We start from the raw sequence: 22,914 nt of genomic DNA on the forward strand, positions 1-22,914 counted from the left end.
CTGGAGGACATCAGCGCGGCTGGTGCGCCGTCCATCCCGCCAGCCGCCCCCACCGTCCGATCCGGGTGATCCGACGTTCCACCTCCTCGCGATGCCGCTCGGGAGTCACCACCAAAATCTCGTCGCCGCTCTGCAAACGGCTCTCACCGCGTGGGGCAAAGGACATGTCGCCACGGATCACCAGCGAGACCACCACATTGCGCGGCAGCCGCAGCTCCCGTACCTGTACCCCGGCCAGATGGGAGCCCGCGGGAATGCGGATCTGCAGCAATTCGGCGCGGATCTTGTCCAGCGGCGCCGCCTCGATGTCCACATCCATCGCCGCATTCGGATCGGCCAGGCCCAGTCGGTTCGCCACCCACGGCAGGGTCGGGCCCTGGAGCGTGGTGAAGACCACCACGAAGACCAGCACCACGTCGAAGAGCAGATCGGCATCCGGCACCCGCTGGGACATGGGCACGGTGGCGAGGATGATCGGCACGGCACCCCGCAACCCAGCCCAGGAGACGAAGGCCTGCTCGGGCAGGGGGACACGGAACCACGACAGCGAGGACAGCACCGATGCCGGCCTCGCGACAAAGGTCAGGAAGAGTCCGGCCATCACCCCGGCCACCATCGCATGCAGCGTGATCCGACCGGGATCGGCCAGCAGGCCCAGCATCACGAACAGGCCGATCTGCGCGATCCACCCGACGCCCTCGGCGAATGAGCGCGTCGCGTGCCGGTGGGGCAGCTGCCCGTTGCCGAGGACCACCGCACACACGTAGACGGCGGCGAAGCCGGAGACGTGCACGCCCACACCGATCCCATAGGTGCCCACCGCCCATGCCATGGCGGCCAGTGGATAGAGCCCGGACGAGGGCAGCGCCATGCGACGCAGGACCCAGACACCGGCCAGGCCCAGCCCAAGACCCAGCAGGATGCCGCCGGCCAGTTCGAAGGCGACCAGCCCAGCAAGCCCCAGATATCCGCCGGACGGGAGGATGCCGAGGGCGAGGTTCGATGCGGCGGCCACGAGGAGCACGGTGGGGGCGTCATTGAGTCCGGACTCCGCCTCCAGCGTGGAGCGTACTCGGCTGGGCAGGGGCACACCGCGCAGGACCGCGAAGACCGCCGCCGAGTCGGTGGGAGCGGTGATGGCTCCGAGCAGGACGGAGACTGCCCACGGCAACTGCAGCACGAAGTGCGCAAAGACCGCCATCAAGGCGATGCTGACGCCGATGCCCAATGTGGCCAGCAGGCCGGCCGCGCCGATCGCCGGTTTGATGTTCTCCCACTTGGTGGAGAAACCGCCCTCGACGAGGATGAAGACGAGTGCGACGAAACCCAGCCCGTGCGCCAGATCCGCATCGTCGAAGACATAACCCAGACCGCTACGCCCCAGGGCCATGCCCAGGAAGAGGAAGAGCAGCAGCGCCGGCAGCCCCAGTCGCGATCCGAGTCGTGCGGCGAAGACCGCCAGCATGGCGACGACCGCCCCCACGAGCAGGGCGAGGTCGATGGGGGGCACGCTGGCCATTCTTCCAGAGACTCGACGAAGTCCTGGTCGATCGGTCACCCGACATGCCACCACAGGCTCGGCGGGCGTGGAAATCGAGCCCACACTGAGAGTTGGGCAAGAGAGGAGCCCCTCTGCAAAGTGCGGGAAGCGGTACGCGATCCCCCATACTGGTGGTGGTACGCCCAGTCGGGCTCGACCAAGGCGTCGGCCGCTCGGGGGCGGAGAGCACTGCGCTCCAGCCTGCCGAGGGTCCGCATGGCGCACGATCGCACAGGCCCCCGGAAGGACAACAGGATGCAGGACGCCGAGGAGGATCGGCTCGCGACCCCCACGCGCAGCCATTCCCGGGACGAGCAGCTGCCGACCCACGACGTCACACCCGACAGTCTCGATCCCCTGCCGCGCCAACGCCCGCGTCGGGCCCTGGCCGAGCCCCATGACGGTCTCCACACCCAACCTGGGGACTCCGGCCACACCCAACCTGGGGACTCCGTCCACACCCAACCTGGGGACTCCGTCCACACCCACCCTGGGGACTCCGTCCACGATGGGCCGCCCGTCGACGACCGTCCGGACCAGGCAGACCTCGGGTCCACCGTCGCCACCGGCGCCAAGTGGAGCATCGTCGGCAACATCATCTCCCGCGCCGGAACCCTGATCGTCGGCATCGTGGTGGCCAACCTGGTCACACCGGACCAGATGGGCGTCTTCTCCGTCGCGATGATGGTCGGGATGATGACCCTGACCTTTGCGGACATGGGGCTGGGAGCCGATCTGGTGCGCTCCGACGACGAGACGCTGAAGCGCAAGATCCCCACCACGGCCACGATGGGGCTGCTCTTCTGCGGCCTCGGGACCGCCCTGATCGTCGGGCTGTCCAATGTGATCGGCAATGGGCTGGGGGTTCCCGAGAGCTCACCACTCATCCGGGTCTACGCCTTCTCCGTGCTGCTCTCGGGCATCGGCCTGGTGCCCTTCTCCATCCTGCAGCGCAACATCGACCAGAAGCGCATCTTCATCATCAACATGGTGAACTTCGTGGTCAGCAATGGCCTCTCCCTCGCACTGCTGCTCGGCACCGGCATGGGCGTGCTTGCCCTGCCGATCGGCGCGGTCATCGGCCAGGCCTGCCAGATCTCACTGATGTACTGGTTCACCCGCTGGCGTCCCACCTTCGGTCTGGACCGCTCGTTGGTGCGCTCGGTGCTGGCCTTCGGCGTGCCGGTGGCCGGCTCCAACCTGATGCAGGTACTGGTCACCTTCGTCGACCGAATCATCGTGGCCCCGCTGCGTGGCAAGGCGGCCCTGGGCCAGTACACGATGGCGGCGAACATCTCGAACTGGCCCGTCTCCGTACTGGGCATGGCGGTGCGCTCCATCGCGCTGCCGGCCTTCGCCAAGTCCGACCCGCGCAAGGGTGACCCGGCCCTCACCCTGGGCGTCTCGATCACCTGGATGCTGTCGCTGCCCATGGGCGTGATGCTGGCCATCATGGCGCGGCCGGTGATCCTGTTCGTCTACAACCCGCAGTACCTGCCCGCCATCACCCTGCTCAGCATCGTGGGCATGTACGGCGCCATCCGTGTGGTCTTCGACACCCTGACCGGCTACCTGTACGCCCGCGGCGACTCGCGCGGCGTCTTCTGGGCCAACCTGGTCTGGACCATCGCGCTCTTCCTGTTCACCTATGTGGCGACGAAGAACTGGGGCGCCAAGGGTGCGGCGGGCGCACAGATCTTCACGGCCGTGCTGGTGGCCCTGCCGATCTTCCTCTGGTCGGTCCATCGCGCCGGCGGACGGGTGGGTGGCCTGCTGGCGACGATGATCCCCACCACATTGGCCTGTGTCCCGGCTGGCGTCCTCTGCTGGCTGACCCTCAATGCCGTCGAGTCCATGAACCTGTTCACCAGCCTGCGCCTGCGCTCCTTCGTCGAGCTCACCGTGGGTGGCCTCGTCTTCGTCGCCGTCTACGCACCCCTGGTGCTGCGCCGCCTGAAGCGTCAGATCGCCACCATGCGCGCCGACGAGGAAGTGCCGGCCGAGGCAGCCTGAGAGCGCCTGTGCCGCTCTGGCGATCACGGGCCGCACCTGGTGTGGCGCCGAGTCGACACAGCCCGCGTACGACGAGAAGGGCCCCGATCCATGAGGATCGGGGCCCTTCTTCCATCTGGCGGTGACGGAGGGATTTGAACCCTCGGTGGCTTGCACCACACTCGCTTTCGAGGCGAGCTCTTTCGGCCGCTCAGACACGTCACCGCGGAAAAGTTTGCCACAGGTGGTGCCTCGTGCGCCAATCGAAAACCGTGACGCCCGCAGAGGGGTCAACCAACCTCGGGCGAACGGCCGAAGAACTCACGCAACAGCCCGGCGCACTCGTCCGCCATGATGCCGCCGCGAACCTGCGGCGTGTGGTTCAGCCGCGGATCCCGCACGACGTCGAAGAGCGACGCGACGGCGCCCGCTTTCGCGTCAAAGGCCCCGAAGACCAGCGTCTCGACGCGCGACAGCACCGTCGCCCCGGCGCACATGGTGCACGGTTCCAAGGTGACCACCAGCGTGCAGCCGGTCAGCCGCCACTCACCCAGCACCTGCGCCGCCCTGCGCAGCGCCAAGACCTCTGCGTGGGCCGTCGGATCGCCGGTCAGCTCGCGCTCATTGCCCGCGGTGGCAATGACCGCACCGTCCGGGCCAAGCACCACTGCCCCGATCGGGACGTCCCCGTGCTCCCCTGCCGCTCGGGCCGCCATCAGGGCAGACCGCATGGCCGCGTCCCAGCGGCTCGGCACGGTTCAGCGCTTGCCCTGGGCTGCCACCGCACGCTCGAACTGCGCGGCGAAACCGAGTCGCTCGGCGATCTGGTGCAGCAGCTCGTCGGAGTCCTCGTCGAGGTCGTCGGAGATGTTCTCCAGGTCGAACTCGGAGATGCCCAGGTCCGCCAGGAGACCCAAGTCGCCCATGGGGCTCGAGTCGTCATCGGGGTCGGGAATGTCCTCCCCCAGGTAGTCGGCGACATCCCGGGCGATCGGCCAGTCGTTGGCGGAGACCGCGTCGCTCAGCAGCACCTGCACCGTGCGGCCACGAACGCGGCACAGCACGAAGAACTCACCAGCGATGGAGACCATGCCGATGGCCCCACCGTCACCGGGCAGCCGGACCAGCTGGGTCAACAGCTCGTCCAGGTCATTGGCCAAATCACGCGCCATCGGCACACCGACGGCCTGCCCGTCCTCGCGGTAGACGGCGATCACCAGGTCGATGTCCGAGTCCTGCGCGTCCTCGAGGTCGTCGTCATCCTCGTCGTCGTCCTCATCGAGGTCGTCGTCATCGTCCTCATCGAGATCATCATCGTCTTCGAGGTCATCATCGTCGTCGAGATCGTCGTCATCATCGAGGTCGTCGTCAAAGGCAACGACGTCCTCATCGAGATAGGGCGAGGGGGTCTTCTCGTCGGCCTCGAAGGGGTCCACCTCATCGTCAAACGCGGTCACGATTCCTCCTAGGCGCGTAGCTGAACAACCATCCTCGCAGACCAGTCAACCCCAATTCGGGCCACTTTGCACCAGACGCGACGGGCTGGCCCCACGCTGCGCCCACCGGGGGTCGTGTGCCAGAGTGGGAGCGTGGAACTGCGCGTACTCGACCATCCCCTGGTGACCCACAAGCTCACCCTCCTGCGGGACCAGAACACCGACTCCCCAACCTTCCGGGCGCTCGTCGAAGAACTCGTGACCCTGCTCAGCTATGAAGCCACCCGCGAGGTCCGCGTCGAGCCCACCACGGTGCAGACGCCCGTGGCCGAGGCACCCGGCCTGTGCCTGTCCCGGCCCAGGCCCCTCGTCGTGCCCATCCTGCGCGCCGGCCTGGGCATGCTCGAGGGCATGATGCACATGATGCCGACCGCCGAGGTCGGCTTCGTGGGCATGGTGCGCAATGACGAGACACTGCAGCCCGTCACCTATGCCGAGCGCCTGCCACAGGACCTCTCGGCCCGCCAGTGCTACGTGCTCGACCCGATGCTGGCCACCGGCGGCTCGCTGGGTGGCTGTGTGAAGTTCCTGGTGGACCGCGGCGCCGACCACATCACCTGCATCTGCATCCTGGCTGCGCCCGAGGGCATCGAGAACTTCCGCGCGCTGGTGGAGGACCTGGAGGTGCCCTGCACCCTCGTCGTCGCCGCCGTCGACGAGAAGCTCAACGAACACGGCTACATCGTCCCCGGGCTGGGCGATGCAGGTGACCGCCTGTACGGATTGGCCGACTGACAGCCAGCCGGGGCATGGCCGCCGATGTGCACGCGCCCCCGGCATGGGAGCATGCTGGGGACGTGTCCTCCCACGATTCCTCCCACTACCTTCCGCCACCAGCCGTCCCGGTTTCCTGCGGGGCAATCCTGCTCGACGGCCAGGGCAAGCTGCTGATCGTCAAACCCACCTACAAGTCGGGCTGGAGCATCCCCGGTGGCTCCATGGAACCCGATGGTGAGTCCCCCTGGGATGCCTGCCGACGCGAGGTGCTGGAGGAGACCGGCCTGACCGTGGCCCGCGGCCGGCTGGTGGTGATCGACACCCGCCCGCACGAGAAGCGCCAGTTGGGGCTGCGCTTCCTCTTCCACTGCGGCACGGTGGCCCCGGAGGACGCCGCGCGGATCACCGTGCAGCCCGAGGAGCTCAGCGAGTACCGCTTCGCCCCGATCCCTGAAGCCCTGGAACTCCTGCGCCCAGCCATCTCCCGACGCGTTGCCGTCGGACTGCAGGCGCGCACCTGTGTCTACCTGGAGAACGGACGACGAGCAGCGGGCATCATCGGCTGACCGGATGCGATTGACTGGGCCCATGAGGACCCTCGAGGAGATCTTCCCGCCCTTCGGTCTGCGCATCACCTGCGGACCACTGGAACTGCGGTGCGTCCGGGAGAGCGATGCGCCCATCGCCACGGACCTGGCTGCGCGGGGGATCTATGAACCCGCCGAACTGCCCTTCCTGCGCCGCTGGGCAGAGGCCGCTGAACACGAGCTGGCGCTCAACACCGCCCAGTTCTACTGGCGCACCTTTGCGGATTTCCGACCCGACGACTGGCACCTGATCTTCCTGGCCAGCCATGAGGGCACACCCGTGGGCGTCCAGGACGTCTCCGCCAAGGACTTCATCCACGTGCGCTCCATCATCACCGGCTCCTGGCTCTCGCGGGAGCACCAGGGCAAGGGCATCGGCACCCTCATGCGCCAAGCCGTCTGCGCGCTGGGCTTCGACGAGCTCGGTGCCGAGGAGATGATCTCCGGCTACATGGTGGGCAATGCCGCCTCCGCGGCGGTCAGCCGGAAGGTGGGCTACGAACCCAATGGCCAGATCCGGGGCCTGCACCCGGACGGCGACCGGGTGCGCGTCGAGCAGCGCGTCCGACTCCTTCCGCACAACTTCATCCGTGCCCCGTGGCCGGTGGAGGTGGAGGGCGCCGGACCCTTCCGAGAGTTCATCGGGATCTGAGCCTCTTGGTCAGCCGTCCTGGTACGAGTTCGGCCCGCGAGACGAGCGGAACTCGTACCAGGGCAGATGACCAGCTCAGCTGGCGCGATCCCACAGCGCCTCGGATTCCACGCATCCGGGGCTACACGAACGCCAGTCCACCGGTTGACCAAGCAATCGCAGGGCCGCTGCCACCATCGCGGCACACGCGCAGGGCCTCGTATCCGTGTCAGCAAAGCCGAAGCGAAGAGTGGTCTCGCCCTGGAGGACATGCAGATTGTCGCGGTTCATGTCCCGAAAGGCGCCCGCGCCTGAGTGTCCGAGCCGACCGTCCAGCTCCACCAGCAGGCGGCCATACCTGATGTCGCGGTAGCCAGCACGGCTGCGGGTCTGCCGCTCACCCGGCGGCAGCCCATGGGCTCGCTCCACATGGCGCAACCACATCAGCTCCAGGACACTGAGTGCTCCGGCCCCGACATCGCCCAGAATGCCGCGCACCACCTCGCGCCGGGGGAAGGCCCCGAATTTCTCCAACTCCGCCAGGATTCGCGGGGCCGTGGTCTGCCTGGAGTTGACGGCGTCAGCCAGAATCGCGGTGGCTCGCCACGGATCCAAGCGCACCATGTCGAGCGCTGTTCGCTCCACGGTGGTCCTGGGCGGACTTCCCTTCACCGTGAATGGAAGGCGAGTCATGTGGGTCTGCCAAAGACCGGGCTGGACAGACTTGGTCCCCCACGGCACCACCAGATGCACCTCGCGGGTGGGCCGGCCCCAGCCCTGCAGTGCCGCGGCAGTCTCCATGCCGAGAGCGGCTCCCTCTCCCGCCGCGAGGACGGCCAACCACTGTCTGGTCCCCACGCTCCATTCCAGGTTGTGGGCCACATAGAGCCCCCTCCCGGCGCGCACCCAGTGGCCGTCGCGAACCAACCGGGACAGCGCGGTAGAAGACAGACGCCCCATCCGACACTGAGCGGTGGTGACGGCGCCGGCCTGCGCCCGGATCAGGTCCAGGAGCGGCTCGGGGATGGTGGTCCGGCGGTGCATGCCACGAGGATGCGCTCCCCGTCGGATTGGCGGAAGGCTTGGGCCGACCCTGCCAACAACCGGACAACACCCTTGGACAGGAGTTCTGGTCCGAGTTTGGCCCGTCAGACGAGCGAAACTCGGACCAGTACGGACGACCAACCGCGTCTCATGGCCACGGGTGGGCTTGCGGACCCCGACCGGACTGGCGACCTTTGGGGGCTGATGACAAGGGGTGGTGGCACCTTTTAGTAGTAGTACGGGAAGGCGGACCAGTCGGGGTCCCGCTTCTCCAGGAAGGAGTCGCGCCCCTCCATGGCCTCGTCGGTCATGTACGCCAGGCGGGTGGTCTCGCCGGCGAAGATCTGCTGGCCCACCAACCCGTCGTCGATGGCATTGAAGGCATACTTCAGCATCCGCTGCGCCGTCGGGGACTTGCCGCAGATGATTCGCGCCCACTCCAGGCCCTCGTCCTCCAGCTGGGCGTGCGGGACCACCTTGTTGACGGTGCCCATCTCGTAGGCGCGCTGGGCGTCGTAGGTCTGGCCGAGGAAGAAGATCTCGCGGGCCACCTTCTGCCCCACCTGGCGGGCCAGGTAGGCCGAGCCGTAGCCGGCATCGAAGGAGCCGACATCGGCATCGGTCTGCTTGAACTTCGCGTGCTCGGCAGAGGCCAGCGTCATGTCACAGACCACGTGCAGCGAGTGTCCGCCGCCGGCCGCCCAACCGTTCACCAGGGCGATCACCGGCTTGGGCATGAAGCGGATCAGACGCTGCACCTCCAGGATGTGGAGCCGGCCCAGCTTCGCCTGGTCGATCGGCGAGGGCTTGGCGGAACCATCATTGGCGCCAGCATCCTCGTACGACGAGGGCAGGCCGGAGCCTGCGGAGGCCGGTGCGCCCGAGTCCGTCGGGGGGTTCGAGGGGGGTCGTCCCCCCTCGCTCTCGTACTGGTAACCGGCCTTGCCGCGAATGCGCTGGTCGCCACCCGAGCAGAAGGCCCAGCCGCCATCCTTGGCGCTGGGTCCGTTGCCGGTGAGCAGCACGCAGCCGATGTCGGCACTGGTGCGGGCGTGCTCGAGTGCGGTGTACAGCTCGTCGACGGTGTGCGGCCGGAAGGCATTGCGCACCTCGGGCCGGTTGATCGCGACTCGTACGGCGGGCACCTTGCCGGCGGCGGCGCTGGCGCGGTGGTAGGTGATGTCGGTGAAGTCGAAGCCGGGAACCTCGTCCCACAGCTCGGGCTTGAAGGGGTTGTCGACCATGGGGCGAGCCTAGCTGTTTGAGGTCATCGCGGGCTGGGCCCGGTCAAGGAGGTCCCAGCCCGCCCCTGACTCACCGCACGACGACGGCGGACTCCCCGCGCGGCACGAACTCGCCGATCACCGTGGCGCCGGGGATCTCGCCGGCCAGCAGCAGTCCGCCGGAGGTCTGGGCGTCGGCCAGCAGGATCAGCTCCTCCTCGCTGATGCCGTCGGCTGACAGGTTCGGAGAGACCCAGTCCAGGTTGCGACGGCTGCCGCCGGGGATGAATCCGTCGCGGATGCTCTGGCGCGCACCGTCCAGGTACGGCACGGCAGCGGCGTCGACGACGGCGGTGACGCCAGAGGCCCGCGCCATCTTGAACAGGTGCCCCAGCAGTCCGAAGCCCGTGACGTCCGTGGCCGCCGCGATCCCCGCTGTCAGGGCCGCCTCGGAGGACGCACGGTTCAGCGTGGTCATCGAATCGACGGCGTGCGGGAACTTCTCGCCCGTGGCCTTGTGACGGTTGTTGAGGATGCCGACGCCCAGCGACTTGGTCAGGCTGATGGGTACCCCGGCCCGGGCGGCGTCATTGCGCAGCAACCGGTCGGAGCGGCCCATACCGGTGACGGCCAAGCCGTAGAGCGGCTCCGGCGAATCGATGGAATGACCACCGGCCAAGGGGATCCCTGCCTCGTCGCAGATCGCCAGGCCGCCGCGGAGCACCTCCGAGGCAAGTTCCGGCGGCAGGACGGCGCGCGGCCAGCCCAGCAGGTTGATCGCCAGCACCGGCCGACCACCCATGGCGTAGATGTCGCTGAGGGCGTTGGCGGCGGCGATCCGCCCCCAGTCATACGCGTCGTCGACGACGGGGGTGAAGAAGTCCGTGGTGGAGATGACCACCTCTCCCTCTGAGGCGCCGGGCTGCACCAGGACGGCAGCCGCATCATCGCCGTCGTCCAGGCCGACGACGAGTTCAGGGTGCGACCTGTCGACCAGTCCGCGCACCATCTGTTCGAGTTCGCCCGGTGGGATCTTGCAGGCGCATCCGCCACCGGCTGCGTACTGGGTGAGTCGAGAGGGGTCACGCACGGCATCGCTCATGGCCTCAGGCTAGGTGGCGCCGGTTCCATCTGGCATCCGGCCGAATGGCCCGCGGGACCCGTCTGACTTCCCGCTGAACCCCCACCGCCCCAGCCCCTGGTCCACGGGCCCCGGATCGCTGCATGCACTAGCCTCGGCGCTGAGGGAGTGCCGTGGGGCACTCCCCCGCGGAGGCGTCAGGGTTCCTGGTGGTCCCCCCGGTCTTCAAAACCGGTGAGGCCGAGCATCTCGGTCTGGCGGGTTCGATTCCCGTCCGCCTCCGCCACGAACTTCAGGGCCAGCACGACATCCCGCGGATGAGTGAACCGCAGACCAGGAGCGGCAATGACCGACGAGCCGCGACGGCGGATCCCGCGCACCGACGACCTGCTGCGCTCCCCGGAGCTGGCCACGGCTGCGGACAACCTGGGCCATGACGTGGTGCTCAGCTGCATCCGCCGCGCACAGCAGCAGGCCCGCGAGGGCCACATCACACCCGAGCAGGTTGCAGAAGCTGCGGTGGAATCCCTGCCCCGGCAGGCTTCCGGTCTGCAGCCGGTGATCAATGCCACGGGAGTGGTGGTGCACACGAACATCGGCCGGGCACCGCTGTCCATCGCTGCTCGACGAGCGATCGAACAGGCCAGTGGCTACACCGATGTGGAGCTGGACATGGCCACCGGGCAGCGTTCCCGACGTGGCGCCGGGGTGCTGGACGCCCTGCTGCAGAAGGTGCCGACTGCCGAGGCGGCCATGGTGGTCAACAACGGCGCGGCGGCCCTGGTCCTGGCCACGACGATGCTTGCCGCCGGGCGCGAGGTGGTGGTCTCGCGGGGTGAGCTGGTGGAGATCGGCGCGGGCTTCCGCCTTCCGGATCTCATCAGGTCCACCGGAGCCCGGTTGCACGAGGTGGGCACCACCAACCGGACCCATCTGGCCGACTATGGCGACGCGATCGGCTCCCAGACCGGTTGCATCCTGAAGGTGCATCCCAGCAATTTCCGCGTGGAGGGCTTCACCAGCGCCGTCGATCTCCCCGCGCTGGCGGAGCTGGGCGTCCCGGTGGTCTGTGACATCGGGTCCGGCCTGCTGACCCACGATCCCTCCCTGCCCGACGAACCCGATGCAGCCTCCGCCCTGGCGGCGGGCGCCGATCTGGTGACGGCCTCCGGGGACAAGCTGCTGGGTGGCCCGCAGGCGGGCATCGTGCTGGGGCGTGCGGACCTCGTGGAGCGTCTTCGCCGCCATCCGCTGGCTCGCGCCGTACGGGTGGACAAGCTGACCCTGGCGGCGCTGGAGGCAACACTGCGCGGCCCCGAAGCGCCCGTGAATCGTTTCCGACGTCTCACACCGGACGACCTGCGCGATCGCACCCGAGCCTTGGCCGACGCCATCGGGGGCACGGTGGTGGAGACCATTGGCCGCGTGGGTGGCGGTGGAGCGCCGGGACATGACCTGCCCGGTCTGGGCGTCGCCCTCCCTGGCGGGGACCCCGACGAGCTGGCCCGACGACTGCGCACCGGACGGCCCGCGGTGCTGGCCCGCGTCGAGGACGGTCACTGTCTGGTGGACCTGCGGTGCGTTGAGGCCGACGATGACCCGACACTGACCCTGGCCATCACTCGTGCCATGGAGGTGCAGGCATGAGGGTGCTTGCCACCGCAGGACACGTGGATCACGGCAAGTCCACCCTGGTGCGGGCCCTGACCGGTACCGACCCGGACCGCTGGGACGAGGAGCACCGCCGCGGTCTCACCATCGACCTGGGCTATGTCTGGACGAGGCTTCCCGACGACTGCGGCGGTCACCAGGTGGTCTTCGTCGACGTCCCGGGGCACCAACGCTTCATCGCGAACATGCTGGCCGGGATCGGGCCGGCGCCGGCAGTCCTCTTCGTCGTGGCCGCGGACGAGGGCTGGTGCCGTCAGAGTAGTGAGCACCTGGCGGCCGTGCGGGCCCTGGGCATCGAGCACGGCCTGTTGGTGGTGACCCGCAGCGACCTGGCCGATCCGGCGCCGGCGCTGGCCCAGGCCCGCGAGCACCTGGCGGGCACCGCGTTGGCGGACTGCGAGGCGGTCTGTGTCTCGGCCACCACCGGCCAGGGTATGGATGAGCTGCGGGCAGCGCTGGGCCGCCTGTGCGCAAGCCTGCCCGAGCCGACGACCGATGGGCGGCTGCGCCTGTGGATCGACCGTGTCTTCACCATCCGCGGTGCGGGGACGGTGGTCACCGGCACCTTGGAACGCGGCACCCTGCACCTTGAGGACAACGTTCAGCTGCACACCGAACAGGGCCCCCTCACGGCCTCTGTCCGCGGACTGCAGAGTCTGGAGACACCGCACGACCAGGTGCCCGCCGTGGCCCGCGTCGCGGTGAACCTGCGTGGCGTCACCCGCAGCCAGGTGGCCCGCGGCGATGCCCTGCTCCAGGGACCGTGGCGCCCCTCTGCCTCGGTGGACGCCCGTCTGGACAGCCCCGCCGACGGCCTTCCGGAGCGACTGATGGCGCATCTGGGAACCAGTTCCCTGCCGGTACGCCTGCGCCCGCTGGATGACCGAGTGGTCCGCCTCACCTGGCCGCGGGAACTTCCCCTCCAGGTGGGCGACCGACTGGTCCTGCGGGATCCCGGCCAGCAGCACGTCGTGGCGGGCGCGGTGGTGCTCGACGTGGATCCGCCCGCCCTGCAACGTCGGGGTGCTGCCCGCCGGCGTGGCGCGGAGTTGGCCGGGGCCGAGGCCACGGTGGACCTGTCCCGGGAACTGGCCCGCCGTGGTTGGATGCGTCGCACTGATCTTCTGGAGCTGGGGGTCGAGCCCGTCGTGATCGACTCCCCCGGGCCCGGCACCAGGGTCTCGTTGGGCGGGGAGCTGCTGGTCGGCGAGCAGCAGTGGACCAGCTGGGTCTCGGAACTGGCAGCGACCATCGACCATGTCATCGCCGCCAATCCCCTCCAGGCACGGCTCCCGCTGGCCACCGCCATGACCACGCTCGGACTGCCCGATCGTGCCCTGCTGGAGCCCCTGGCCAACGAGGCCGGCCTGCTGATCCGCGACGGTCATCTGGAGAAGCCCGGGCGCACCGCAGACCTGGGTCCGGCCGAGGCCGCCCTGACCGAGCTGGAAGCCCACCTCGCGGAGCATCCCTTTGACCCGCCGGGCCGGGATGCCCTGGCGCGGCGAGGTCTGGGGGCCAACCAGATCGCGGCGGCGGTGCGGCTCGGGCGGCTGGTGGACCTGGGCAACCAGGTGGTTCTGCTCCCGCTGGGCCCTGCCATGGCCATGCGGGAGCTGGCCAGCCTGCCACAGCCCTTCACCACCAGCCAGGCCCGGCAGGCGCTGAACTCCAGCCGACGCGTGGTGATCCCGCTCCTGGAGGACCTGGACGCCAAGGGGTGGACGCGACGCATCGACGCGGGGCACCGGGAGGTGGTGCGCCGCCGGGACTGACCCGGCGGCGCCTGCTCAGCCCTCCAGCGACGTGGAGTGGGCGGCGCGCAGGGTCGCCTCCACCAACCGGGGAGTGTCCTGCGCCAGCCCGGCCGCCGCGACGAATCGGTCTGGACGCAGCAGCACCACGCCGACGCTGCGCTTGTCGAACCACTGCTTCAAGGCATTGGTGGTGTCACCCAGCAACAGGCTGGAGGTGCCCTTGAAGTGCTCGGTGGCCCAGCCCAGCTGGGTGTCGGAGAAGATCTGCACGGTGCGGATCTGGTTCTCCTCCACCAGCGCGCGGCTCTTCTCGTCGAGCAGCTGCAAGGGGTCATTGCCCCACGCCAGCAGGGCCCAACCGGCGCCGATCGCGTCGTCCAGGAGCTTGACCTCGCCGTCCACCAGCACGCGCGGCTGGATGAACTGCAGGCCCACCGGTGAATTCTTCTCCACCACATTGCGGGCGGGGATGCCGAAGCCACGGCCGCGGATCCGCTTGGCCGACGCCTTGCCGCTCTCCATGGTGTCCACGTCGACGACCACGCCCTTCTCGTAGCGCGGCATCGGCTTGAACTTCATGTCCGAGAAGTAGCTCTTCACCTGCGGGGCGACATTCAGCGCTCGCGCGGCGACATCGCGTGCGAAGGCCACCTTGCGGTCGGTGGGCTTGATGGCGGTGCCGAAGGCCATCGAGAGGTCGATCATCGCCTTGGCGTGTTCGTGTCGCTCGTCGGTGTAGGTGTCCAGCAGGTCCGCGGTGCTGCGGCCGTGCACCACGCTGGCCAGCTTCCAGCCCAGGTTGGTGGCATCGCGCATACCGGAATTCCAGCCCTGCCCCATCCAGACCGGCATCAGGTGCGCGGCGTCGCCGGCGATCATCACCCGGCCACGACGGAAGGTCTTGGCGATCCGTCCGTGGTGGGTGAAGACGCGACGACGGATCACGTCCAGGTTGGCGGGATCCGGGACGTGGTCCTTGAGCAGCTTGGCGATGAAGGCGTCGTCCTCGACCGCCTCGGTGGGCTCGTCGTCGAAGAGCATGAATTCCCAGCGACGGATGGCGTGCGGCAGTCCGATCGAGACATAGGGACGGGCCGGATCCGCACCCAGGTAGACATTCGGGATGCCCAGCGGATCATTGCGCACGTCGATGACCACCCAGCGGGTGGACGGCGAGCGGCCCTCGAACTCGGTCCCCAGCCACTTGCGGGTGAAGGAGGAACCGCCTTCGCAGCCCACGTGGTAGGCGGCGGTGATGGTGCTGGTGGTGCCGTCGGACAGCGTGACCTCGGCTTCGACGCGATCCTCGTGCTCGGTCAGCTGCGTGAGCTTGTGGCCAAAGCGCAGGTTCACATCCGGATGGCGCTGCAGGCCCTCCGCGAGCACCTTGTCCACCAGTGGCTGGTTGAAACCGAACTTGCGTGGCCAGCCGAAGGGCTCGCCCTGCGGGTCGTTCACCACCATCGTCTCGCCGGAGCCGTTGACCAGCCGCATCACGTGCTGGGGAACGGTGTGCGGCATCACCTGCTGGGCCAGCCCGATCCCCTGCAGGGTGCGCATCGACTCGTCGTCGAGTCCGACGCCGCGCGGGTAGTCGATCAGGGTGTCGCGTGCTTCGACGAGGACGGTGCGCACTCCCTGCGCGCCGAGCATGTTGGCCAGCGCCAGGCCGCACGGGCCCGCGCCAGCGATCAGGACGTCAGTGTCAAGGTCTGCCATGGGGCGACCATAGACAGTGATCTACCTCACACATCGGGTCTCGTGCCAACGGTTGGAACGGTCGAGCAGGGGTGACGCGCGGAGGGCCGCGGGCGTCAGGCGAGCTCGGCCCGCACTTGGAGGGCCAGCTCCACCTCGTCGGTGATGACGGCGTCGACGCCCAGCCGGAAGACCTGCTCCAGGTGCTCGCGCTCGTTGACGGTCCAGACGTGCACCGCGATGCCCTCTGCACGGAAGCGCTCCAGCAGGCCCGGCTCTGCCAGGGTGCGGAAGTCCGGGTGGACGGCCTGTGCCCCGAAGGCGGCGGCGTACTTCTCCGCCGCCCACAGCGGCTCGACGTAGAGGAGGCCGCGCGGCAGGCCCAGCTCGGCACTCCCGGCGAACTGGACGTGGTTGAAGGAGCTCAGCACGACGCGGTCGGTCATGCCCGCGGCGCGCACCAGCTCGGCCACCTGGGCGTCCATGCCCGGGTAGGGCTCGTTGCCGTCCTTGAGCTCGATGTTGAGCACCAGTTGCGTGGGGGCCAGCAGCTCCAGAACATCGGTCAGGCGCGGCAGCGGCTCACCGGCAAAGGCGGGGTCACCGGCGCTGGCGTCGAGCCCGGCCATGTCCTCCCACCGGGTCTCGACGATCCGACCGGTGCCATTGGTGGTGCGGTCCAGGGTCTCGTCGTGGATCACGACGATGGTGCCGTCGGCGGCGCGCTGCACGTCGATCTCGATCCCGTCGGCACCCAGCTCGATGGCCTTGCGGAAGGCCGACATGGTGTTCTCGGGGGCGACGGCGCTTGCGCCTCGGTGGGCCCAGACCTTGGTCATCTGCACTTCCTCCTGCGTGGTGCTGCGAATGGTGGCGCCAACGCTAGGCAGGACAGGTGAACGGCGGATGGACGGGTCATCCTCCAGTACCGGCGCTCAGCCGTGCATCTTCAGCGAGCCCTTGAACCCCGTCGCGGTGACGGTCTCGATGAAGGCATTCCACACTTTGTCGTCCAGCTGGCCCTTCTTGCAGCCGTAGACGAACTGGTATCCCTGCAGCGAGTCATTGCTGATCCGGCCCATCGCGCGCAGGGCCACCTCCTTGTTCTCGCCACTCACCGAGAGGCTCGGCACCGGGCCGGGTTCTCCGGGAACCATCAGGCCATTGGTCTTGAACTGCGGGATTCCGTAGGACTGCATGATGGCGCCCAACATGTTGTAGGTGGCGTCCTGGTCCTCCGTGCCATCGCCCTTGGGGATCATCAGCCGGACCACGCGCAGCTCACAGCCATCACTGGCATGGAAGAGCTTGATGTCGTACTGGGTGCCGCCGCTGGGGCTGGACGACGGCAGGGTGACCTCCTGCATGCCCGACGGCACCGTGTAGGCCAACTCCACCTGGTGTGGCCGCATGGCCTCCAGACGTTCCTCCTCGCTCTGCCTGTTGCAGGCGGGAGCGATGGCCAGCAGCAGGGCCGCCAGCACGGCGGGAACACGTCGGGGCCGACGCGGGAAGTGAGTCACAGAACCCTCCGGAGCACCAGGGCCGCGGCGGCGGCCACGCCACCGATCGCGAACTTGTACGGAACCTTCGGCCGGAATCCGGCATCGATGGGCGCCTCCCCCTCGGGCAGGGTCACGGTTCCACGATCGGCGTCCACGGTGATCAGCATGCCAGTCCTGATGCGACGAGTGGCGATGCCGGTGCCGAGCACGGCGGGCACGGCATATTCCCGCGCGACGATCGAACTGTGCGAAAGGGGCCCGCCAACGTCCGTGACGACGGCCGCCGCCATGGCGTACAGCGGCGTCCACTCAGGCGTCGTGATCGGGGAGACGATCACCTCGCCGGGCTGCATCCGCTCGAAGTCCTCTGGGCCGCGGATCACCCGCGCGACGGCGGTGATCCGGCCCTGGCTGACCCCCAGGCCCTTGATGACCGGGCCGTGCTGCTGGGTCTCCATGGCGGGCACGAGGCGGTGGAACATCCGGTGCCAGGCATTGCGGGGCAGCAGCTGTGGCGGGTTTGCGGCACGCTGGCCGCGCCAGACGACGCGTCGGGCCTCCAGCTCCTCGCGACGGTTCGGCAGCTCGGCCAGGCCATCGTCCAGCTGCCGGGCGAGCTCTGCCAGCTCGTCGTGGCGCAGCCAGAAGACGTCGGCGGGCTCGTCCAGGCAACCGGCCTTCACCAGCCGGGCGCCGAGCGTCAGCAGCATGCGCCGCATCACCGGCCAGGCCAGCCCCACCTCCATCAAGGCCTTCTCACGGGTGGGCCCCACCTGCTGGGCACGGACCAGCAGCGGCTGCAGGATGGCCTTGCGGGCCGGATCCAGACGCTCCAACAGTTCCTGGGTGGCAGCCTCCCGCCCCTCCGCCTGGCGGGCCAGCTCCGCATCGGGGTCGGGCACGGTCCCCGCGAGCATGCCCTGCAGCTCGGCCAGCACCGCCGCCGGATCGTCGGCGGGCAGCGGCGCCATGAAATCCAGGTTCTCCACGGCCAGACCGTGTTCGTCCAGGTGCCGGGCCAGCCGTGTGGCGAACTCCGCGCCACTGGGCTCCTGGCGAAGCTCAGCCAGGGATGCACCGGAGCGCACTGCGGCGGCCAGCCCAGGTTGCCCCGCGCACCACTGGGCGATCTGCCACAGGGAACGCGCGGCCTCCGTCGACGGGGACTCGAAGCCCTGCAGGAAGGTGGCGGCGGGCGGTCCGGCCACCTGCCGAGCCAGACCCGCGTACAGCCTGGTGAAGGGCAGCTCGGCGCTGGCCGCCAGGGGCACCAGTGCCTGCACGGCACCGTGGAAGGTGCACGCTCCCGTCAGGAGCTCCTGCACGGCCTCCACCAGATCGACGCTGCTGACCCTTTCCACCGAGCGGCCCTGCCAGGGCTCCACCACCTCACGGTAGGCGGGGTAGGCCTTGCCCCACAGGTCGTCGGCATTGAAGGTGCTGCGGCCCGCGATCGCGGAGACGGCCTGGGGGCTGCGCTTGAGCAGGTTCAGCATCCCCTCGCGGCTGTAGTAGTAGTACGCGTAGCCGTTGACGGTCGGGAAGTCGACATCCTCGGGGCGCAGTTCCACCTCGTCGTAGTACTCCACCAGCTGGCTGCGCACCGCACCGGCGACGGCTGGGCGAACCATGTCCGCGAAGAGCGGGCTCAGCGGGTCCGGCAGCTGCTCGGTGAGCGCAGCACGCACATACATGGCCTTGTCATCACTGACCGGCCAGGTCTCGGGGATGGGGCCCATGGTGCTCGGCAGCGCCGTGATCGCGCGCGTCTGCACCACCATCAGCCGGTCTGCGGCGAGCACCCACTCGATGTCCTGGGGTGAGCCGAAGTGGTCCGCGATCCGGCTCCCCAGCGCGGCGAGCTCCAAGGCCTTCTCGTCCGGCAGGGCCTGCGCCTTGCGCTGGGAGCGCTCCACGGCCACGTCCACCGTGCCGCGTCCCTGGGGCGCGGGCACCGTTCGGTGCGTCTTCTCGGCCAGCTCCCGGGCAATCACGGCCCCACCGCCAACCACCAACTGGTCGGCACCGCCACCGTGCACCGTCTGGTCACCCAGCCCGTAGTTGGCGCTGATCAGCATTTCGTCGGGTCGGCCCGTCAGCGGGTTCGTGGTGAACAGCACTCCCGCTGCATCGGCGGGAACCATCTCCTGCACCACCACGGCGAGCTGGATGCGGGACTGGTCCACCCCGTGCTGGGCTCGGTAGACGATGGCGCGCTCATTCCACAGCGACGCAAAACAGTCCCGCACGGCGTCCAGCAGGTCCTGCGCATCACGGATGTTGAGGTAGCTGTCCTGCTGGCCTGCCGCACTGGCGCCGGCCAGGTCCTCCGTCGTGCTCGACGAACGAACCGCCACGGGGACGCTGCCCAGCTCGGCCCAGGCCTGCAGCACCTCATCCGCCAGGTCCTGTGGCAGTGGTCGTCGCAGGAGCTCGGCGATCCCTGCTGCGTCGCCCTGGGCGAGCAGTCCTGCCAACTCCTGCTGGACGCCGGGCGCGGACAGGTGGTGCCGATAGGCCTGTGTGGTGATGGTGAATCCGCGCGGCACGGGGAAGCCGGCCTGCACCAGATCTGCCAGATGTCCGCCCTTGCCACCGACGAGTGTCCGCTCTGCCTGCTGGTCGAACCAACTGATGTGTGCCATCGAGTCCTCACTCCACGCCGCGTCGTCGTCCTGCGCCGGGAGCCGGACGAGTCGTCGTCGCGGCCCTGGTCCGGCCTTGGCCCAGTCTAGGCTTCGCTCCTCGGCCGGCCGGTTCCCGGTTGTCCTCCAGCAGCGGCCGCATCCGGTAGCCGACCACCTCGCGCAGGAAGACGCTGGTGGAGGTGCGCACGATGCCCGGGCAGAGCCTGATCTCCTCGCTGACCCGGTACAGGTCGTCGGGATCGGTGGCCACCACGCGGCACAGCAGGTCCGTGCCCCCGGCCGGCGCGAAGCACTCCAGGACTTCTGGGATCCGGCGCAGGGCGGCCACCGCGGACTCCAGCTGGTGCTGGTCCAGTTCGGCAGAGACGGTGGCGGCCAGGCCGCGCCCGAGCGCTGCTGGAGGCACACGCGTGGAGGACAGGCGCAGCAGGCCGTGTTCCCGGTAGCGCTCCAGACGCGCCTGAACCGTCCCGCGGGCATATCCGGTGCGCTGGGCGATCAGCAGCACGGGCATGCGTGGGTCCTCGTCGAGGGCCAGCAGGATGTCCCGATCCGTCTGGTCCAGCTGATAACTCTCGGCGCTACGCACGGCCCTTCCCTTCACCAGGTGACACTTCTGCCCAGATTGGACCACACCAGAAGTCGCCATGTGGTCATTCTGACCAAGTGTTTCCAATCCTATTGCGCAGATCGGCCACCTGGTTGCACATTGGAGTCATCCAAGGAGCCCACAAGGCCACCAGGCACGACATCCCGACGAAGCCCACGAGGCAACCAGGGACAGGGAGAGGCGTCAGTACCCGACGACCCGCGTCACAGGAAAACCCGCGTCACAGAAAAGACAGCAGGCAGCAAGCAGAACGCCCCAGCCGGAATCCAGGTTCATCTGGATCCGGGCTGGGGCGTTCTGGCCCGTCAAAGCACCATCAACTGAAGCTTCGTGCCACTGCGCGGAACATCGGAGACGACTGTGAGAAAGTCCACTGAACGCGACAAAGGGCTCCGAGCAGATGCTCGGAGCCCTTTGTTCTGGCGCACTCGGAGGGACTCGAACCCCCAACCTTCTGATCCGTAGTCAGATGCTCTATCCATTGAGCCACGAGTGCTTGCCCTTGCGGCGAGATATGACTCTACATGCTCCCTGCTCGCGGTACAAATCGAAGATCATCACCCCCATCCGAAGCCCGAGATCGCAAGTGGACATCACGAGTGGGGTAGGCGATGATACAACTCATCCCGGTGGTCTGTTTTGAGACCAGTTGCTCCACTGGTCTAGGGCATTCCGTCCGTACACCGACGTACAGGAGAGCACAGCATGCAGGTTCCCAATTCTGATCCCGTCAACCCGCTCGACGACGAGCCGAAGAAGGACTTCGAGCGCAAGGACGTGAAGGACATCCCGGTGGAGGGCAAGGTCCCCGAGTACCAGCCGGTCGTCGACTGGGTCAACGAGGTCGCCGCGCTCACGCAGCCCGACGCGATCCGTTACTGCGACGGCTCCGACGCCGAGTGGGATGAGCTGGTGGAGGTGCTGGTCAAGTCCGGCACGGCCGTCAAGCTCAACGAAGAGAAGATGCCCAACTCGATCTACTGCAAGTCGGATCCCGACGACGTGGCTCGCGTCGAGGATCAGACCTTCATCTGCTCCGAGAAGGAGGAGGACGCGGGTCCCACGAACAACTGGATGCACCCGGATGAGATGAAGGGCATCATGAACGGGCTCTTCGACGGCTCGATGCGTGGTCGCACGATGTACGTCATCCCGTTCTGCATGGGCCCGCTGGATGCCGAGGACCCCAAGTTCGGCATCGAGGTCACCGACTCCGCCTACGTGGTGCTGAGCATGAAGATCATGGCCCGCATGGGCCAGGCTGCCCTGGACGAGATGACCAAGCGCAATGCGCCCTTCGTCCCCTGCCTGCACTCGGTCGGCATGCCGCTCGAACCCGGTCAGAAGGATGTCCCGTGGCCCTGCAATGACATCAAGTACATCGTGCACTTCCCCGAGGAGCGCGCGATCTGGAGCTACGGCTCGGGCTACGGCGGCAACGCCCTGCTGGGCAAGAAGTGCTACGCGCTGCGCATCGCCTCGGTGATGGGTCGCGACGAGGGCTGGATGGCCGAGCACATGCTGATCCTCAAGCTGACCAGCCCCGAGGGCAAGGCCTACCACTTGGCCGCCGCCTTCCCGAGCGCCTGCGGCAAGACCAACCTGGCCATGCTGGACCCGACCATCCCCGGCTGGAAGGTCGAGACCCTGGGCGACGACATCGCCTGGATCCGCATCGGCAAGGACGGCCGCATGTACGCGACCAACCCCGAGAACGGCTTCTTCGGTGTGGCCCCGGGCACTGGCGCCTCGACCAACCCGAATGCCATGCGCACCATCGAGCAGGGCAACTCGATCTTCACCAATGTTGCCCTCACCGACCACGGCGGTGTCTGGTGGGAGGGCATGACCGAGGTCAAGCCCCCGCACCTGACCGACTGGAAGGGCCGCAGCTGGACCCCGGAGAACGGCCCGGAGGGTGGCCGCCCCAACGAGAAGGCCGCCCACCCGAACAGCCGCTTCTGCACCCCGATCGAGCAGTGCCCGATCCTCTCGGATGACTTCAACAACCCGGAGGGTGTCCCGCTGGACATCATCATCTTCGGCGGCCGCCGTGAGAACACCATCCCGCTGGTCACCCAGGCACGCGACTGGGACCACGGCGTGTACATGGGCGCCACCTGCTCCTCGGAGACCACGGCCGCGGCCAAGGGCGCTGTCGGCGTCCTGCGTCGCGACCCGATGGCCATGCTGCCCTTCATCGGCTACCACGTCGGTGACTACCTGCAGCACTGGGTGAACATGGGCAACAAGACCGACGAGGACAAGCTGCCCAAGATCTTCTACACCAACTGGTTCCGCAAGAGCGCCGAGGGCAAGTTCATCTGGCCTGGCTTCGGTGACAACAGCCGCGTGCTGAAGTGGATGATCGACCGCATCGAGGGCAAGGTCGAGGGTCAGGAGACCCCCGTCGGCATCGTGCCCGCCGCTGGCGAGCTCGACGTCGAGGGCCTGGAGATGACCCCCGAGCAGGTGGAGGAGTGCACCCGCTACGTCGCCCACGAGTGGGCCGACGAGCTGCCGCGCCTGGAGTCCTGGCTCGAGAGCTTCGGTTCGAAGCTGCCCGAGTCGATCGCCAAGGAGCTCGACAAGGTCCGCGAGGCCATCAACGCCACGAAGTGATCTGCACTCAACGGCTGACACAGCCCTGAGCAGGCCAGGGGGGGGGGGGGGGGGGGGGGGGGGGGGGGGGGGGGGGCGGGGGGGGGGGGGGG

Annotated in this window: 18 protein-coding genes and 3 tRNA genes; 8 read left to right on the forward strand and 13 right to left on the reverse strand. The window is 68.4% G+C overall.

Annotated elements, in window-relative coordinates; all coding sequences use genetic code 11:
* Window positions 1-10 precede the first annotated feature (10 nt).
* The gene (locus ACTQ49_RS10575) at window positions 11-1,519 is read right to left on the reverse strand and encodes a potassium/proton antiporter (RefSeq protein WP_441827805.1); all 1,509 of its coding nucleotides are present in this window, start codon (window positions 1,517-1,519) and stop codon (window positions 11-13) included.
* 276 nt (window positions 1,520-1,795) lie between these two features.
* Between ACTQ49_RS10575 and ACTQ49_RS10580 the strand changes: the two genes are divergently transcribed.
* The gene (locus ACTQ49_RS10580) at window positions 1,796-3,553 is read left to right on the forward strand and encodes a lipopolysaccharide biosynthesis protein (protein ID WP_441827806.1); all 1,758 of its coding nucleotides are present in this window, start codon (window positions 1,796-1,798) and stop codon (window positions 3,551-3,553) included.
* Window positions 3,554-3,669: 116 nt separating this feature from the next.
* On the opposite strand, the gene ACTQ49_RS10585 is transcribed toward ACTQ49_RS10580, so the two are convergent.
* The 3 genes from ACTQ49_RS10585 to ACTQ49_RS10595 all read right to left on the reverse strand — a co-directional run bounded on the left by ACTQ49_RS10585 (window position 3,670) and on the right by ACTQ49_RS10595 (window position 4,968).
* Window positions 3,670-3,757: transfer RNA gene (locus ACTQ49_RS10585), tRNA-Ser, on the reverse strand.
* Between the two features lie 65 nt (window positions 3,758-3,822).
* A complete protein-coding gene (tadA, locus tag ACTQ49_RS10590; protein ID WP_441827807.1) occupies window positions 3,823-4,263 on the reverse strand; it encodes a tRNA adenosine(34) deaminase TadA in 441 nt (146 codons plus the stop codon).
* A 27-nt stretch (window positions 4,264-4,290) separates the two neighbouring features.
* Entirely contained in the window at window positions 4,291-4,968 is a 678-nt protein-coding gene (locus ACTQ49_RS10595; protein WP_441827824.1) for a tRNA adenosine deaminase-associated protein, read from the reverse strand.
* A gap of 153 nt (window positions 4,969-5,121) precedes the next feature.
* Between ACTQ49_RS10595 and upp the strand changes: the two genes are divergently transcribed.
* From upp to ACTQ49_RS10610, 3 genes are all read left to right on the forward strand, one after another.
* A complete protein-coding gene (gene upp / locus ACTQ49_RS10600) occupies window positions 5,122-5,763 on the forward strand; it encodes a uracil phosphoribosyltransferase (protein WP_441827808.1) in 642 nt (213 codons plus the stop codon).
* A gap of 62 nt (window positions 5,764-5,825) precedes the next feature.
* Window positions 5,826-6,311 (forward strand): NUDIX domain-containing protein, encoded by a 486-nt coding sequence (locus ACTQ49_RS10605; protein ID WP_441827809.1) that lies wholly within the window; start codon window positions 5,826-5,828, stop codon window positions 6,309-6,311.
* Window positions 6,312-6,333: 22 nt separating this feature from the next.
* Entirely contained in the window at window positions 6,334-6,984 is a 651-nt protein-coding gene (locus ACTQ49_RS10610) for a GNAT family N-acetyltransferase (protein WP_441827810.1), read from the forward strand.
* Between the two features lie 75 nt (window positions 6,985-7,059).
* Here ACTQ49_RS10610 and ACTQ49_RS10615 read toward each other — a convergent pair whose 3' ends face one another.
* The 3 genes from ACTQ49_RS10615 to selD form a co-directional block, all read right to left on the reverse strand.
* Window positions 7,060-8,007 carry a type IV toxin-antitoxin system AbiEi family antitoxin domain-containing protein gene (locus ACTQ49_RS10615; RefSeq protein WP_441827811.1) on the reverse strand — a complete coding sequence of 316 codons (948 nt, stop codon included), beginning with the start codon at window positions 8,005-8,007 and terminating at the stop codon, window positions 7,060-7,062.
* A 227-nt stretch (window positions 8,008-8,234) separates the two neighbouring features.
* Window positions 8,235-9,251, reverse strand: coding sequence for a 1,4-dihydroxy-2-naphthoyl-CoA synthase (locus ACTQ49_RS10620; RefSeq protein WP_441827812.1), 1,017 nt, complete (start codon window positions 9,249-9,251; stop codon window positions 8,235-8,237).
* A 70-nt stretch (window positions 9,252-9,321) separates the two neighbouring features.
* Window positions 9,322-10,332 (reverse strand): selenide, water dikinase SelD, encoded by a 1,011-nt coding sequence (gene selD, locus ACTQ49_RS10625; RefSeq protein WP_441827813.1) that lies wholly within the window; start codon window positions 10,330-10,332, stop codon window positions 9,322-9,324.
* Between the two features lie 169 nt (window positions 10,333-10,501).
* Here selD and ACTQ49_RS10630 point away from each other — a divergent pair.
* From ACTQ49_RS10630 to selB, 3 genes are all read left to right on the forward strand, one after another.
* Window positions 10,502-10,597, forward strand: a tRNA-Sec gene (locus ACTQ49_RS10630).
* 59 nt (window positions 10,598-10,656) lie between these two features.
* Complete coding sequence (selA, locus tag ACTQ49_RS10635) at window positions 10,657-11,958, forward strand: L-seryl-tRNA(Sec) selenium transferase (RefSeq protein ID WP_441827814.1); 1,302 nt, start codon at window positions 10,657-10,659, stop codon at window positions 11,956-11,958.
* Window positions 11,955-13,757, forward strand: a complete 1,803-nt coding sequence (selB, locus tag ACTQ49_RS10640; RefSeq protein ID WP_441827815.1) for a selenocysteine-specific translation elongation factor — start codon at window positions 11,955-11,957, stop codon at window positions 13,755-13,757. The genes selA and selB overlap by 4 nt, the downstream gene beginning before the upstream one ends.
* A gap of 15 nt (window positions 13,758-13,772) precedes the next feature.
* On the opposite strand, the gene ACTQ49_RS10645 is transcribed toward selB, so the two are convergent.
* The 6 genes from ACTQ49_RS10645 to ACTQ49_RS10670 all read right to left on the reverse strand — a co-directional run bounded on the left by ACTQ49_RS10645 (window position 13,773) and on the right by ACTQ49_RS10670 (window position 20,696).
* Window positions 13,773-15,458 carry a bifunctional 3-(3-hydroxy-phenyl)propionate/3-hydroxycinnamic acid hydroxylase gene (locus ACTQ49_RS10645; RefSeq protein WP_441827816.1) on the reverse strand — a complete coding sequence of 562 codons (1,686 nt, stop codon included), beginning with the start codon at window positions 15,456-15,458 and terminating at the stop codon, window positions 13,773-13,775.
* Between the two features lie 95 nt (window positions 15,459-15,553).
* On the reverse strand, window positions 15,554-16,276 hold the full coding sequence (locus tag ACTQ49_RS10650) for a glycerophosphodiester phosphodiesterase (RefSeq protein WP_441827817.1): 723 nt from the start codon (window positions 16,274-16,276) through the stop codon (window positions 15,554-15,556).
* Between the two features lie 96 nt (window positions 16,277-16,372).
* Window positions 16,373-16,960, reverse strand: a complete 588-nt coding sequence (locus tag ACTQ49_RS10655; protein ID WP_441827818.1) for a hypothetical protein — start codon at window positions 16,958-16,960, stop codon at window positions 16,373-16,375.
* Window positions 16,957-19,587, reverse strand: coding sequence for a PEP/pyruvate-binding domain-containing protein (locus ACTQ49_RS10660; protein WP_441827819.1), 2,631 nt, complete (start codon window positions 19,585-19,587; stop codon window positions 16,957-16,959). Before ACTQ49_RS10660 ends, ACTQ49_RS10655 begins: the two co-directional genes overlap by 4 nt.
* Before the next feature lie 7 nt (window positions 19,588-19,594).
* Window positions 19,595-20,239: an Lrp/AsnC family transcriptional regulator gene (locus tag ACTQ49_RS10665; RefSeq protein WP_441827820.1), complete on the reverse strand. Its 645-nt coding sequence runs from the start codon at window positions 20,237-20,239 to the stop codon at window positions 19,595-19,597.
* Between the two features lie 381 nt (window positions 20,240-20,620).
* Window positions 20,621-20,696, reverse strand: a tRNA-Arg gene (locus tag ACTQ49_RS10670).
* 209 nt (window positions 20,697-20,905) lie between these two features.
* On the opposite strand from ACTQ49_RS10670, the gene ACTQ49_RS10675 reads away from it, so the two are divergent.
* Window positions 20,906-22,822 (forward strand): phosphoenolpyruvate carboxykinase (GTP), encoded by a 1,917-nt coding sequence (locus ACTQ49_RS10675; RefSeq protein WP_441827821.1) that lies wholly within the window; start codon window positions 20,906-20,908, stop codon window positions 22,820-22,822.
* Window positions 22,823-22,914: the final 92 nt, after the last annotated feature.

Source organism: Luteococcus sp. Sow4_B9 (assembly GCF_052116585.1).
Lineage (GTDB): Bacteria > Actinomycetota > Actinomycetes > Propionibacteriales > Propionibacteriaceae > Luteococcus.

Excerpts from the sequence above, each read along its gene's own strand:
- ACTQ49_RS10645 (WP_441827816.1), bottom strand. The coding sequence starts at position 15,458 with ATGGCAGACCTTGACACTGACGTCCTGATCGCTGGCGCGGGCCCGTGC.
- ACTQ49_RS10575 (WP_441827805.1), bottom strand. The coding sequence starts at position 1,519 with ATGGCCAGCGTGCCCCCCATCGACCTCGCCCTGCTCGTGGGGGCGGTC.
- selD (WP_441827813.1), bottom strand. The coding sequence starts at position 10,332 with ATGAGCGATGCCGTGCGTGACCCCTCTCGACTCACCCAGTACGCAGCC.
- ACTQ49_RS10610 (WP_441827810.1), top strand. The coding sequence starts at position 6,334 with ATGAGGACCCTCGAGGAGATCTTCCCGCCCTTCGGTCTGCGCATCACC.
- ACTQ49_RS10620 (WP_441827812.1), bottom strand. The coding sequence starts at position 9,251 with ATGGTCGACAACCCCTTCAAGCCCGAGCTGTGGGACGAGGTTCCCGGC.
- ACTQ49_RS10675 (WP_441827821.1), top strand. The coding sequence starts at position 20,906 with ATGCAGGTTCCCAATTCTGATCCCGTCAACCCGCTCGACGACGAGCCG.
- ACTQ49_RS10615 (WP_441827811.1), bottom strand. The coding sequence starts at position 8,007 with ATGCACCGCCGGACCACCATCCCCGAGCCGCTCCTGGACCTGATCCGG.
- ACTQ49_RS10650 (WP_441827817.1), bottom strand. The coding sequence starts at position 16,276 with ATGACCAAGGTCTGGGCCCACCGAGGCGCAAGCGCCGTCGCCCCCGAG.
- tadA (WP_441827807.1), bottom strand. The coding sequence starts at position 4,263 with ATGCGGTCTGCCCTGATGGCGGCCCGAGCGGCAGGGGAGCACGGGGAC.
- selB (WP_441827815.1), top strand. The coding sequence starts at position 11,955 with ATGAGGGTGCTTGCCACCGCAGGACACGTGGATCACGGCAAGTCCACC.
- ACTQ49_RS10665 (WP_441827820.1), bottom strand. The coding sequence starts at position 20,239 with ATGGCGACTTCTGGTGTGGTCCAATCTGGGCAGAAGTGTCACCTGGTG.
- selA (WP_441827814.1), top strand. The coding sequence starts at position 10,657 with ATGACCGACGAGCCGCGACGGCGGATCCCGCGCACCGACGACCTGCTG.
- ACTQ49_RS10660 (WP_441827819.1), bottom strand. The coding sequence starts at position 19,587 with ATGGCACACATCAGTTGGTTCGACCAGCAGGCAGAGCGGACACTCGTC.
- ACTQ49_RS10580 (WP_441827806.1), top strand. The coding sequence starts at position 1,796 with ATGCAGGACGCCGAGGAGGATCGGCTCGCGACCCCCACGCGCAGCCAT.